A 13,932-nucleotide genomic window follows, 5' to 3' on the forward strand; every position below is an offset into this window, starting at 1 on the left:
TACTGATAATGGCCATACTACCTTTTACTCCTGTGTGGAAGACTCTAGTGAGTTCGATCCCCTGTCTTGGAGTGGAAGTATGGCTCTACCGATTTTTCATTCGGCGCACTTTCCCTTGGCAAAGCTTGAAGTACATCAGGGAATCGGCTCGTCAAACGACTTTACATATGATTCTTATCGCCGGCTCAATCCTTTTTCTGGTTCCTTTTGCATGGCTCGTTTCCACATCATTGAAAGATGATTCTCAGATGAGTCGATTTCCGCCGGTTTGGATACCTACTCAGCAAGATCATGTACGTCTACATGGCGTAGATTATCCGGTCTACTGGACCGAATATCGGGGGAATAAACTCCTTGTTGCAGCTCTCGGTGATGTTACCCATGGCATGCGGCCTGTGGAGGTAATTTCGAAGGGGATTTATCGTGGACAGCGGTTATGGATTTCGGGCGCTGCGATGCATGAGGTAAGGCATTTTGCACCAAAATGGCAGAACTATGTGGATGCCTTACGTTTTCTTCCACCTGAAACCCATTACGGGCTGGTTTTTCTCATCAATACAGTAGAGATAACAGTGCTATCTATTTTAGGAGCTCTATTTTCTGCATCAACCGTTGCCTATGGTTTTGCTCGTCTGAGGTTTCCCGGTCGTGACGCTCTTTTTATGCTGGTGCTTGCGACGATGATGTTACCTTCAGCGGTCACGATGATGCCGGTTTTCCTGATCTTTCGTTGGCTTGGCTGGATCGATACTCTTAAACCTTTGTGGGTGCCCGCCTTTTTCGGCTCGGCCTTCTATATCTTTATGTTGCGACAGTTCTTTCTTAGTATCCCCAACGAGTTAGAAGATGCGGCGAAGATAGATGGTTGTTCGTTTTACATGACCTATTGGCGCATTATGCTGCCGCAGATTAAGCCTGCTTTGGCTGCAGTTACCATTATGACGTTTATGGGAGCCTGGAACGACTTTCGAGGGCCGCTGATATACATCAGTTCTCCTGCCCATGAAACGTTAGCCTATGCTTTACAGCTTTTTCAGAATGCGCACGGTGGAGAGCCGGGGATGATGATGGCCGCCTCCACCATGGTGATGCTGCCAGTATTAGTGATATTCTTCTTCACACAACGTTACTTTATTGAAGGAGTGACACTCACGGGTATCAAAGGATGAAGATCGGCTATAATGGCAGTGAACGTTTTAGGGAGACGAAGTGAGATGCCGTTTCAGCTGTTTCAAAAGATACGGAATACCATAGAGCAGGTTGTCGGTGGAGGTAGGGGGGTTGATGAGGAGCTTTATGAGGAGCTTGAGGCTTCCCTCATTCAGGCAGATATTAACGTGCAGACGACGCAGCGTCTGATAGGTGCTCTCCGAAGAGCCGTAGAAGAAGAGGGAATACGCTCTATTCAACAGGCTGTGGAAGCTTTAAAGCGAGAGATGGTGGCTATCTTAGAGGTTGGCGATCCTTCTACAATGGGTCTCAAGGAGGCCTCTTTGCCTCCAACGCTTTATCTAGTCGTTGGGGTAAATGGAGTAGGGAAGACGACCACGATCGCGAAGATCGCGCATATGCTGCAGAGCCGCGGTAAGCGTGTGATACTAGCAGCCGGAGATACCTTTCGCGCGGCAGCCATTGACCAGCTAGCGGAGTGGGCGCAGCGTACAGGAACCGATTTGGTTCGTCATCGGGAGGGGGCCGATCCCTCTGCTGTTATTTACGACGCGATTCGGGCGGCTCGAGCGAGGAGCGTTGATTATGTTATTGCTGATACGGCCGGTCGTCTACACACTCGCTCGAACTTGATGGAGGAGTTAAGGAAAATCCACCGAGTTGCGGAGCGGGAGCTCGAGCGTGTTCCGGACGAGGTGCTTTTAGTTCTCGATGCGACTACGGGGCAGAACGCAATAAGTCAAGCAAAACTGTTCATGAAGTATATCCCTATCACAGGGATAGTTTTGACGAAGTTAGATGGGACGGCGCGAGGGGGTATTGTCCTTAGCATAGCGGATGATTTGAAGTTGCCGATAAAGTTAGTAGGGACTGGAGAGCGATTAGAAGCGTTAGAGGAGTTTAACGCTCGTCGTTTTGTGGATAGGTTGTTAGAGGTTTAGAGGGTGGGCGGCGCCGTTGGCGCCGCCCGCGTGTTTTTTGATGCCCCATGGGGCATCAAAAAACATATTTAACATTATCGGACATTGCGATTCCATTCCGAACACCTGTACTTTCTGAACAGATTCCATCAATCAGGAACCACCGCGATGGCCTCGATCTCTACATCTACATCCAGCGGCAAACCAGCAGCCTGAATACAGGTGCGAGCCGGTTTGACAAGCCCAAAATACTCTACGTATACTTTGTTAAGCCTCTCGAAGTTGTTCATGTCTTTCAGGAAGACCGTTACTTTCACGCAGTGTTCCAATCCTGTACCAGCATGGGAGAGAACACGCTGTACGTTCTCGATACATTGGCGCACCGCCCGCTCGAAATCGTCGCGCACGATCTGTTGCGTGGAGGGATCAAGAGGTATCTGTCCAGACACAAAGACCAGGTTACCTACGCGTATTCCCGGAGTATAGGGCGCCGTTAGCTGAATTGCCCCAGTATAGACTGGAATTTTCTCCATTACCACCTCACTACAGCCTATGAAATTACCTCAACAGAATACCCTCTAGATGGTCTTTCCTTCAAACTATTTTTAGCAGAGGAGGTGTGCTGCCTGAAAGAGCATCTCTCGAATCGTAGGGATATGATCTCGCATCATTTTAGAAACCGCCTCATGATCGATGGGCTCCAAACTTAAACCGGCTGCATAGTTTGTCACAAGACATACTGTGCCATATTCGAGCCCAGCCTCACGCGAGAGTATGGCCTCTTGAACGCCTGTCATCCCCACAACGTCACCGCCTAAAAGTGCAAACATACGCACTTCCGCAGGCGTTTCAAACCGAGGGCCATCCACAGCGACGTAGATCCCTCGTGATACGACAGGTACATCAAGCTCTTCCGCTGCACGCAGTAGGGCGTTCCTGATAACAGGACTATATGGCTCGGAAAAATCGGTATGTCGCCATTCTGAACCAACAAAGTAAGTCAACGGTCGTTTGCGAGTAAAGTCTATGAAGTCATGGGGAATGAGCAGCGTGCCAGGAGTAAGATCGCCTCGCAGGCTGCCAACGGCATTAGTTGCTAAAATCTTTTTCACCCCTAGCTTGACCAAGGCCTCGATGTTTGCTCGATAGTCTATCTGATGAGGTGCCAGATGATGACCACGCCCATGGCGCGAAAGAAAGTAGATAGACCGTGGTTCGATATAGTTATCCGCAATACTCATGACCTCTACTTCCGTATTGGCAACATCTACCGATATCGTCTCTCCAAAGAATTCGGGCGGCAGCTTTTCAAATCCGGTGCCTCCTATGATCGCTAAATTGCCCATACTCCTTCTCCGCTCATTTCATTACAAGTAGAGTCTGTTGACGCAATGTTCGGATCCGTGCTAAACTCCCTACATTACACACGTGCCATTAGGGATAATGTTCTTCAGCTCTCCTTCAGAACGTCGAAAACTATGGTTTCCCCAGTACAGTAGAATACCTCAGTGCTTCCGAAGATTGACCGTTCCCATCATGCTGCTCGCCTATACTCTGCTGCTTTATCGCGAGTTTTTTGAAGGCAAAACGCTCTATTGGGGAGATATTCTCTACTATTTTCAACCCATGGCCCTTTTTGCTGCAAAGGAGATACAACGGGGACGCTTGCCTCTTTGGAACCCTTTTTTGCTATGTGGACAGCCTTATGTAGGAAACCCGCAGATTGGCCTATTTTATCCTTTTTCCGCACTATTGCTTTGGCTTTCGGCTTGGCAATACATCACGTTAGCTGCGCTGATTCACACTTACCTTGCTGCTCTGTTTTGTTACGGTTTTTTAAAGCTGAGAACACAAAGTACCTCCGCAGCTCTCCTCGGAGCAATCGTCTTTAGTGGAAGCGGCGCCTTCTTGGGAAAAGCCCAATTCCCGCCGATGCTCTTTAGCCTGTGCTACCTTCCCTGTGTGTTCTATAGCGTAGAGAATGCGATCCAGAGGGGCTCCTTTATAAGTAAAATCCAAATTGCGATCGCTGTTTGTCTCTTAATTTTAGCCGCACATCCCCAGGTTGCTTATCTTACTTTCCTGTTACTGTTCGCCTATCTTCCTTTTCGCCTGCATAGTCTTAGACGTCCAACAAGAACAGTGCAAAAGAAGTCATCAGGTCCTCTCAAGGCGTTTTACGGCTGCGTTGCCGGAATCATTTGGGGGATATTCCTTAGCAGTTGTCAGCTATTTCCTGTTCTACAACTGGCGCTGGATAGCTCACGTGAACATCTCACTCCATGGCAAGCCAATCGTTTTGTGCTTCATCCTCTTGATCTGCTAGGCCTCCTATTCCCTCATTTCTTCGGGAGCCCCGCCTATGCGAACTACTGGGGTGCAGGTAACGCTTGGGAGATTGCCGTTTTTATTGGTTGGATACCTCTAATATTTATAGGATATGCGCTCTTGTCGTGGAGGTACTCGCCGGATGTTCGCTTCTGGTGTACAGTTTTGCTTTTCGCACTGTGGCTGAGCTTCGGCATTTCTATGGGGCTCTATTGGATCGCTTTCTACGTACTGCCCGGGATCGCGCTCTTCCATGATCCGGCTCGATTTTTGATTGTTTTCCATTTCGCCGCATGTGTCCTAGCCGCTCACGGCTATGGCATCTTTAGAAAACAGCTACCGCAAAGAGGAGCAATCTACGTAACCTGCTCTGCTGTGATACTTACAGCACTTCCTCTCGTATATTACACAACGGATTGGTTGCCTATGGTTTCTCCAGATCGCCTAACACTTACCCAGACACCGATTCGGCTGTCTTTCGCTTCCCGAATATACACGCCAGAACACTCGACCTACTGGAGTCGCTTCGTGACCGAGGGCTATGCTGACTATGGTGAGAGCTCGCGGCGATTCCTGCAACTGCGGCTACATACACTTCTTCCGAACCTCAATATGAACGCAGACCTGCCCTCCGCCTCTGCCTACGAGCCTGTCCCTATTGCTGCCGCAGCCCGGGTTGATGGCATGACTCGCCTAGCGATCTCCCTGGGCGAACCTAATGCCATCCGCCTTATATCGCTGATGAATGTTTCCGCTTTGCTATTGCCACGCATATATCATTTTTCCAATCCGTGGCTTAACGAAATACGAAGTACGTATGGGCCCTTGAGAACCTACTTGAACTTCTACCCACACGCACAGGTTTGGACAGTGGAGCAGCTCATTGCCGTCGACAATCTCATGCGACAAGAAGACATTATGGCTTCCCCACATTTCGACCCGTTAAAGCAGGCCGTCCTAAAAAGACTACCTCCTCATTCTCATTGGGTCTATAACCCTTTGATGCCTGCAAAGTCGGTTGTCGCTAAGGCCGTATGGAAGTCGCCAGATACCCTGTCGATATTTGTACAGACATCGCACCCTACATTCGTTGTCTGTTCTGTAACTGCACAACCCGGATGGCATGCCAGAGAAAACGGACATGATATACCCCTCTATTCCACGGACATGGCATTTATGGGGTTTCCGCTCAGTCCAGGAACACACCGCCTGTCTCTCTTCTACTGCCCGGCCGCTTTTGCCATTGGAAGCTACATGTCTTTATCAACCCTATCTGTATTGATCGGTATGCTTCTCTCTCAATACATGTGCAAGTGGAGGTGCCATTTTCGTGCAGCAAGGAACTAACCACTGGAAAAAGCCTCTGTTCTTCCTTTTGGTACTTGTAGCCCTTGGACTTATGATTTTCTTTCGTGTCTACGCTTTAGACAGCGATGCATATCCTCGCCTCTCCTGGAGCAGCGCCCTCCTCACCGATGAAGGCTTCTACCTCCATAACGCCAGAAACCAACTCCTCTTCCATCACCCCATCACCGATGACTTCAATAATGAGCTCATCATGCCCTACCTCCACTACGCCCAAATCGCTACCTTCCACCTCCTCGGTACCGGCCTCCTCCAAGACCGCCTCCTCAGCGTCCTTTTCTCCCTCCTGACCCTCCCCCTCCTCTTCTTCCCAACCCAACGCCTCTTCGATACCCCTACCGCCCTCCTCGCTACCCTCCTGTGGGGACTGAGCCATGCCAACTTCCTCTACAACCGCCTCGCCCTCATGGACACTCCCGGAGCTTTCTTCCTTAGCTTAGGGTGGGCGTTGTGGGTGGAAGGACTGCTCGCGGCAGAGAGAGGTCGAGGCGGGGTGTGGATGGGGCTGAGTGGGTCCGGTGTTGGGAGCGGTGTATGGGGTTCGAGGGCTTGGGGCGCTGGTGTGGGGGGGTGCCGTTGGGGGGTGTTGGGATGGACAAGACGATGGGCGCTTGTTGGGCTGGTGGAGTGGAGGGCTCCTCGCTTCCCTCCTCTTCTATCTCCTCTGGTGGTATCTCCCACATGCCGCCCAAATTGAGCACATGGATCACTACTATATCGCGGTACAACTTGAGCCTCATAGCATAACTCAGCTCTGGCACAATGTGAGGGAAGCTTTCTTTAGCTGGGGTAGGGGACTTTGGCCATATCTCATAAAACATATGCCAATCGAGGTTCTCATGACCATCTATCTACTTGCAACTACGTTAAGACCAATAGTGAGACATTTACAAAAGAGATATCTCAACATACAAGAAATGAGTATCCTCTACCTAGTCGGATGGATTTGTGTCTTTACGCTTTTTCTATGCGTCGTAAACTATGCGCCATCTCGCTATTATGTGCTTTTCTATCCGGCACTGTCCATACTTGCGGCTGTAGGACTAAAGCAGATAACAGAGAACTTACGTCGTGGCAAAGCAGTGCTTGCGGGCCTACTTCTTCTATGGGGGCTGGTCAATACCTACTGGGTTAGTGATTGGCTTACCCACCTCACTTATCGCCAAGAGGCGGCCGACAGATGGCTCGGTGAACATCTTCCACAAAATGCGGTTGTGTTTGGCGCGGTAGCGCCAGGATTGTGCATCAACAACCACCTTCTCCCCATTTGCATGATCGCTGGTCTGTGCAATGATCATCATCCTGTAGAACGGTTTGCAGGAAGACCAAGATATATTCTCATCCTTGATAATAACGGCAAAGACCATCGCTGGAGAGAACGATGGTGGGTTCAACACTACCCTGATCTTGTTGACCCGAAACGGCGCATTCATGCATTTAGACATATACTACGCCCGTTTTTTACTATTGGTCTTTATGAGGTTCCACCGAATTGGCCAGGAGAAAGCAGTTCTCCTAAAACGAAACCGCTGCACTCCCAAAGAGGGTAAAACGCCTTAAAACGTCTTAACAAAAAAGGAGTTTTGTGCTATGCTGATAGGGTATGTACGTGCGCGAACTCATACGAACTCATATCCCAACCGCTAGTCCAGAGATGAGTCTGCAAGAGGTTCTGGACATAATGGATATACACCAACTCGTCCTGGTTCCAATTGTGCGCCACGATGGTACCTTACTCGGAACCTTCGGGGAAGAGAACATCGAGCGACTACTTAAAGAGCCATCCGATACTTCTGCCCAGCAAAATGATATTGCTTTGCTAATAAACCGTGACATTCCTGTTTTAAAAGAGGAGAGCAGTGTCGAGGAAGCGATCGGCTACGTGCAACGTCATGGTTGTCATCGCCTTGTCGTAGTAGATGACAAAGGAAAAGTAGTAGGTCTCGTATCTATAGTGGATATCTACCGCGCCAAGCTAGGAGAGAAGAATGCTCGTGAGTAGTGCCACTCTTCGCCAAAGATTGCTTGAAGGCAGGAAGCTGCTGGGCGATGGCGCAATAGGCACAGAACTTATTGCCCTCAATGTTTCACCAGATGAGATACTTTTGCAAAACTGCGTGGCGCCCGACCGGGTACGCTTCCTCCACCAAAGATATCTCCATGCAGGAGTGGATCTCATCACAACGAATACGTTTGGATTGCGACAGGATGGATACTGGCACAAAGCCGTAGAAGCTGGGGTAAGCCATGCTCTCCAGTGTGCCCAACTGACGGAGCGGCCGGTAGGTGTGATGCTTTCCTTGATATCGAGCCTAGTGCCCTTGGAGATCGATTTTATTGGAGAGCTCATCGAGCGTCACAAAAGCGACATTGCCATTATTCTTCTAGAGACCAATACCGATATCACTCAGGCTGTGAGAGCGGTAAGCAAACTTCGCAGCCTATGGAATGGTCTTATCGCTGTTACTTCTCATTTTGACGTAAGACTGCGAATGCTCGATGGAACTTCTGTGGAGGAGGCAGTGACGATCCTGAACGCAAACGATGTAGATATTTTAGGTGCAAATTGCGGTGACGCTTTAGATCTATTTCCTGAGATTGCTAGCTTGATGCGGCAACGCACAAGAAAATGGCTCCTCTTCCAGCCAGGAACAGGTATAAAACGACAGGATAGGACACCGGAAAGCGTGGCGCCACAAGACTTCGTAAGAGTAGGAATACAGCTTTATGAGAATGGAGCTGATATCGTAGGGGGGTGCTGTGGTATCGGCCCAAGACATATCGAACTTCTTTATCAAACCTATTTTTACTCTAAAGGAGGACGCTAGCTTGTCAAAAGTAAAGCTCGGGAGACTGGTTCTGGCGTTTGGGCTCACTGCAGCCACACTGATACCGATAGGATGTAAGAATAACTCAACCGCAACGAACGGTGCCACAGGTAGTACTATACTGGTTGGTGAGTATGGCTCCCTGACGGGTGCCCAGGCATCGTTCGGTATCTCTACTAACGATGCTATCCAGTTAGCTACAGATCAGATCAATGCAAAGGGAGGCATTAAGGGAAAGAAAGTCGTTGTTAAAGTTGAGGATGATATGGGACAGCCGGCTCAGGCGGCAACAGATGTCAATCATCTGATAGATGATGGTGCTATCGCCATCCTCGGGGAAGTCGCTAGTAGCTGCAGTCTCGCAGGTGGCCGAGTTTGCCAGCAGCGCCATATCCCGATGATCTCCCCGTCGTCTACGAACACCGCCGTTACCGAGCTAGGGGACTATATCTTTCGCGTCTGCTTCATTGATCCATTCCAAGCTGCTGTTGTTGCTCGCTTCGCACACGATGGCCTTCATGCGACGCGAGTGGCCATTTTCACGAATAAGGATCAAGCATACAGCACAGGGTTTAGTGAGAACTTTAAAAAAGCATTCACAGCAATGGGTGGGCAGATCGTCATTGAAAAATCTTATAGTTCTACCGATACAGACTTCCGCGGCGCATTGACAGCAATAAAGCAAGCTAACCCTCAGGCCATCTTAATCCCAGGCTACTACAACGATGCGGGCAGTATTGCACGACAAGCCCGCGCACTTGGCATCACGTGCCCTCTTTTAGGAGGCGACGGGTGGGATTCCCAAGATCTCTTTAAGACGGGCGGCAGCGCGGTGAACGGCTGCTACTTCTCTGACCATCTTTCCATAGACGATCCAAGCCCAAGGGTTCGGGCATTTGTGACTGCTTTTGAGGCGAAGTATCATCATAAGCCAGACGCTCTTGCGGCGCTAGGCTACGATGCGGCCAATCTGCTCTTTAATGCAATGGAGCGCGCTCCTTCGCTTAAACCAGAAGATATTCGAAACGCCATCGCAGCCACAAAGAACTTTCCGGGCGTTACCGGCAACATCACGATCAACGCGCAAAGAAATGCGGATAAACCGGCGGTGATCATTAAAGTGGAAAACGGCAAATTTCGTTTAGCGGCAACGATAACGAACCCATATGCACCTCTGCCACCCGGCAGCGTAAAGCTTTGAGGAGCAAACACCGTTGAGCGCTGTCCAAGGGTTTCTCCAACAACTCATCAATGGCATCCAGATAGGAAGCGTCTACGCTCTCATTGCCGTGGGCTATACCATGGTCTATGGGGTGCTCAAATTTATTAACTTCGCCCATGGCGACGTCTACATGGTGGGCGCTTACATAGGATTCTTCGCAGCGAGTGTGTTGCTTGTACACACCTCGCCGGTTGTGCAGGGGGGTATATCGCTGTTGCTAAGCATGCTAGGGTGTGCCCTCCTTGGCGTCTTTATCGAGCGTCTTGCTTACCGTCCTTTGCGTAATGGGCTTAGCGACAAAGATGCAGTGCCGTGGGCGCTGTTCTGGAGCCTTTATGTGGCTCTCTTCGGCAGTATAGCCATTCGGAAACATGCTCCGCAGATACCTTCGTGGGCTGACTTTGTGATTCTTACATTAATTGCTTTCCTTATTCTCATTCCAATTCTTCGCAGGCTGCTCTCAAGTATTAGCCCTTTCATTAAACCGGCGAAAGGGCGCTTGGCGGCGCTGATAACGGCCATTGGCGTGTCACTATTGCTAGAAAATCAGGGACTCGCCATTTTTGGAGCCGATCCTAGAGCCTATCAGATACGCGGCGTTTCCGGAGAGACGCGCATCGTTTTGTGGAAAGGGACTACACCTGCAAATCGGCTTACTCTTCATATTAGTGAGGGGGAGCTGCTCGTACTGCTCGCTGCCGTTTTGCTGACAATCCTTCTGGTATATCTCATTCATGAGACGCGCTTAGGGCGCGCCATCCGAGCGGTCTCCTACGATCCAGATGCTGCAGCTCTTATGGGTATCCCTACCGATCGCACCATCGCAATAACCTTTCTTATTGGATCGGCCCTAGCCGGCGCGGCTGGTTTTTTGAATCATCTGCTTACGCATCTTACGTTTGATACAAACGTTGGCATTGAGCTAGGCCTTAAAGCTTTCATTGCGGCCGTACTTGGTGGGATCGGCAATATAGAGGGGGCCGTATTAGGAGCGCTCTTAATGGGCATTGCGGAGACTTTTACTGGAGGTTCTGTGCTCTCGTCTTTTCGTGATGCTGTCGCTTTCTCTATCTTGATTATCGTACTGCTGTTTCGACCGACTGGCCTTTTAGGCAAGGGATACATAGAGAAGGTCTGAGAATGAGAAGAGAAGGAGTCATCATTCGCCCAGTATATAGAGCGCTCGCGAGAGTCGGGATCGTCCTTCTGATCTTAATAACCGCTTATTGCTTTAATCTCGTGGTTAGCAATACCATCAATGATTATGTGACAGAGATCATTAAGCAGTGCGGTATTGCCATTATTCTAGCCGTCAGCCTCAACATCGTTAACGGACTTACTGGGCAGTTCTCGATTGGACATGCTGGATTCATGTCCGTAGGCGCTTATACGGGGGCGAGCATTACCTATTGGGTAGAAATGGCCTATTTTCATGGCCAAAACCAAAATCTAGGACTTCAATGGCTTCTCGTTGCGATGTTGGGCGGAGGCATCGCAGCGGGTATCTGCGGCTACTTGGTTGGAGTACCTAGCCTTCGCTTGCGAGGAGATTATCTCGCTATTGTAACTCTTGGGTTTGGTGAGATTATTCGAGTGCTTATTGAAAACTCTGCGGAGATCAGCCCATCCCTCAAGTTTTTAGGAGGCGCGGTTGGGTTTGTAGGCGCTAGTGGTTATTACCAGGTTCCTCTCATATCGAACGTGTTCATCATCTATGCTACGGCAGCCTTTGTCATTTTGCTGTGCTGGAACCTCAAATTCACTGCCCATGGGCTTGCGTTTATGGCAATTCGAGAGGATGAGGTGGCTGCCGAGGCCATGGGTATTCCAACTACCTACACCAAAGTCATCGCCTTTGTGCTCAGTTCCTTTTTTGCAGGTGTTGGTGGCGCTCTCTATGCACATGCTGAGTTCTTTCAGCCGATTACATTTAACTTTATTCTTTCAATGAACTACGTCATCATGGTTGTCTTAGGAGGTTCTGGAAGCATTACCGGCACCACCCTAGCAGCGATCTTCCTTGTTGTTCTACCAGAGTTTCTGAAGCCAGTGCAGCATCGTTTTGGGCTGCCCGATGCCTATCGGGTTGTGATTTATGCGCTTTTGCTGATTTTAACAATGCTCCTACGTCCCCAGGGCGCCTTTGGGATGGGAGAGTTAAGCCTTAAGCCGTTGGTGGAACGTTTAAAAAGCAGGAGAGGCCGAACTCCAACCTCTTCCTCCGTCCAACAGACTACCTCCGTATCATGGGCCCAAGATCAGGAGGTTGGGAATGCTGTCGCAGAGAGGGAGGGCGTCCGTCCCACCGAACAGGTGCTAGTCGTGGAGAATCTCTCCAAGAAGTTTGCAGGTTTGTCCGCTCTATCGGAGGTGAATCTTTACCTACGCAAAGGCGAACTCGTGGGATTAATCGGCCCTAATGGTGCCGGCAAGACAACCGTCTTCAATATTCTTACCGGCGTCTACGAGCCCACAGAGGGACATATTCTCTTCTGCGGAAAAACGATTGCAGGGAAACGACCCACTCCCTTCGCTCCGCATCTCGTTCGTGCGCTACGTGACACGCTTTTTGGGGGCGCTGGAGGTTGGATTCTGGGCACAATTTTGGCTACCTCGATTTTACCATCTTCACACCGCAATGTTCACACGTTGGAAGTGGAACACGTTCTGGAATGGATTATTACACTGAGTTTTGCAGCTTATGCGTTCATAGTAAGCTGGCGTGCCAACCGCTACTTGCCCGGTCTGCAACCTCACCAAATGGCAGAGTTAGGAATTTCCAGAACGTTTCAGAACATTCGTCTATTTGCTAACCTTTCGGTGCTCGATAACGTGCGGCTAGGCGCCTACCTGCGAAGGAGCACGAACCTGTTTGATGCACTGTTTCGCTCGGAGCGATTGCAGAAGGAGGAGCAAGAAAGCGTTCGAAAAGCGAGAGAGCTGTTAAATCGGTTCAACCTGCTACGCTTTGAAAAGGAACTTGCCTGCAATCTGCCTTACGGTGACCAACGCCGCCTCGAAATCGTGCGGGCGCTGGCCACTCAACCAAAGTTGCTGTTGCTCGATGAGCCCGCTGCAGGAATGAACCCGCAAGAGAAGATGCAGCTAATGGAACTGATTCGACGTATCCGTGAGGAATTTGAGTTGACGGTTCTTTTGATCGAACACGATATGAAACTTGTTATGGGCATTTGCGAGCGGATTTACGTCTTGGATTATGGGCGTATCATTGCAGAAGGTAAGCCAGAAGAGATTCGAAACAATCCAGAGGTGATAGCGGCTTATTTAGGTGAGGAGCATCTCAGCAAGCCGACGGCAGATGACAGTTGGAATCGTGTAAGCATTCAAGACGCCGAGGAGGCTTTGTAAAATGCTGACCGTTTCAAATCTCTCGGTTTATTACGGGGCGGTGCGCGCGCTCGATGGAGTGTCCCTCGAGGTTATGCCCGGCGAAATCGTTGCGATGATAGGGGCTAACGGAGCAGGGAAAAGCACAACCATGCGCTCCATCTCTGGTTTGGTAAAGCCTCGATCAGGGGAAATAACCTTCCTAGGTAAAGCCATACACCGTTTGGCCCCCCATGAGATCGTACAATTAGGCATATCCCACGCCCCAGAGGGCAGGCGCGTTTTTGCTGAAATGACCGTCATGGAGAATCTGCGCTTAGGAGCCTATGTTCGTGAGCATAGTAAAGCCTCCGTGCGAGAGGATTTAGAACGGATGTTTACCATCTTTCCGCGCCTGAAGGAACGCCAAACTCAGCTGGCAGGCACGTTGTCGGGCGGCGAGCAACAGATGCTGGCCATCGCACGGGCATTGATGGCTCGGCCACAACTGCTTCTGCTTGATGAACCTTCCTTGGGGCTAGCCCCCAATCTGGTGCAAACGATTTTTCGAGTTATCCAGGAGATCAATGCAAGCGGGGTCACCATCCTTCTGGTGGAGCAAAATGCAAATCAGGCTCTTCGTATCGCACATCGTGGCTATGTTATCGAAACCGGCCGTATCGTGCTAGAAGACAAGGCTGCCAATCTATTGAATAACCCTATGGTACGAAGCGCCTATCTAGGAGAGACATCGTAGCGCAGACCTAGGAAC

Annotated in this window: 13 protein-coding genes; 11 read left to right on the top strand and 2 right to left on the bottom strand. The window is 50.0% G+C overall.

Annotated elements, in window-relative coordinates:
* The first annotated feature begins 248 nt into the window (after nucleotides 1–248).
* Together CCALI_RS02040 and ftsY are read left to right on the top strand one after the other, a co-directional pair.
* Nucleotides 249–1,169: a carbohydrate ABC transporter permease gene (locus CCALI_RS02040; RefSeq protein ID WP_172636614.1), complete on the top strand. Its 921-nt coding sequence runs from the start codon at nucleotides 249–251 to the stop codon at nucleotides 1,167–1,169.
* Nucleotides 1,170–1,214: 45 nt separating this feature from the next.
* Nucleotides 1,215–2,111 carry a signal recognition particle-docking protein FtsY gene (ftsY, locus tag CCALI_RS02045; RefSeq protein ID WP_016481806.1) on the top strand — a complete coding sequence of 299 codons (897 nt, stop codon included), beginning with the start codon at nucleotides 1,215–1,217 and terminating at the stop codon, nucleotides 2,109–2,111.
* Nucleotides 2,112–2,239: 128 nt separating this feature from the next.
* Here the strand turns inward: ftsY and CCALI_RS02050 are convergent, their stop codons facing one another.
* Both CCALI_RS02050 and CCALI_RS02055 read right to left on the bottom strand, forming a co-directional pair.
* Complete coding sequence (locus CCALI_RS02050) at nucleotides 2,240–2,623, bottom strand: RidA family protein (protein ID WP_016481808.1); 384 nt, start codon at nucleotides 2,621–2,623, stop codon at nucleotides 2,240–2,242.
* Between the two features lie 72 nt (nucleotides 2,624–2,695).
* Nucleotides 2,696–3,436, bottom strand: coding sequence for an MTAP family purine nucleoside phosphorylase (locus CCALI_RS02055; RefSeq protein WP_016481809.1), 741 nt, complete (start codon nucleotides 3,434–3,436; stop codon nucleotides 2,696–2,698).
* Nucleotides 3,437–3,626: 190 nt separating this feature from the next.
* Here CCALI_RS02055 and CCALI_RS02060 point away from each other — a divergent pair, with 190 nt between their 5' ends.
* The 9 genes from CCALI_RS02060 to CCALI_RS02100 all read left to right on the top strand — a co-directional run bounded on the left by CCALI_RS02060 (nucleotide 3,627) and on the right by CCALI_RS02100 (nucleotide 13,917).
* Entirely contained in the window at nucleotides 3,627–5,765 is a 2,139-nt protein-coding gene (locus CCALI_RS02060; protein ID WP_016481810.1) for a YfhO family protein, read from the top strand.
* A gap of 211 nt (nucleotides 5,766–5,976) precedes the next feature.
* Nucleotides 5,977–6,480: a phospholipid carrier-dependent glycosyltransferase gene (locus CCALI_RS16880; RefSeq protein WP_425481500.1), complete on the top strand. Its 504-nt coding sequence runs from the start codon at nucleotides 5,977–5,979 to the stop codon at nucleotides 6,478–6,480.
* Nucleotides 6,481–6,700: 220 nt separating this feature from the next.
* On the top strand, nucleotides 6,701–7,333 hold the full coding sequence (locus CCALI_RS15625) for a hypothetical protein (RefSeq protein ID WP_075060760.1): 633 nt from the start codon (nucleotides 6,701–6,703) through the stop codon (nucleotides 7,331–7,333).
* Nucleotides 7,334–7,386: 53 nt separating this feature from the next.
* Entirely contained in the window at nucleotides 7,387–7,785 is a 399-nt protein-coding gene (locus CCALI_RS02075) for a CBS domain-containing protein (protein WP_016481813.1), read from the top strand.
* A complete protein-coding gene (locus tag CCALI_RS02080; RefSeq protein WP_016481814.1) occupies nucleotides 7,772–8,611 on the top strand; it encodes a homocysteine S-methyltransferase family protein in 840 nt (279 codons plus the stop codon). Before CCALI_RS02075 ends, CCALI_RS02080 begins: the two co-directional genes overlap by 14 nt.
* Nucleotide 8,612: 1 nt before the next feature.
* Complete coding sequence (locus CCALI_RS02085; RefSeq protein WP_016481815.1) at nucleotides 8,613–9,812, top strand: ABC transporter substrate-binding protein; 1,200 nt, start codon at nucleotides 8,613–8,615, stop codon at nucleotides 9,810–9,812.
* Nucleotides 9,813–9,825: 13 nt separating this feature from the next.
* Nucleotides 9,826–10,971, top strand: coding sequence for a branched-chain amino acid ABC transporter permease (locus CCALI_RS02090; protein ID WP_016481816.1), 1,146 nt, complete (start codon nucleotides 9,826–9,828; stop codon nucleotides 10,969–10,971).
* A gap of 2 nt (nucleotides 10,972–10,973) precedes the next feature.
* Nucleotides 10,974–13,202: an ABC transporter permease subunit gene (locus tag CCALI_RS16430; protein ID WP_016481817.1), complete on the top strand. Its 2,229-nt coding sequence runs from the start codon at nucleotides 10,974–10,976 to the stop codon at nucleotides 13,200–13,202.
* 1 nt (nucleotide 13,203) lies between these two features.
* Entirely contained in the window at nucleotides 13,204–13,917 is a 714-nt protein-coding gene (locus CCALI_RS02100) for an ABC transporter ATP-binding protein (RefSeq protein WP_016481818.1), read from the top strand.
* The last annotated feature ends 15 nt before the right edge of the window (nucleotides 13,918–13,932 follow it).

The organism is Chthonomonas calidirosea T49 (assembly GCF_000427095.1).
GTDB lineage: Bacteria > Armatimonadota > Chthonomonadetes > Chthonomonadales > Chthonomonadaceae > Chthonomonas > Chthonomonas calidirosea.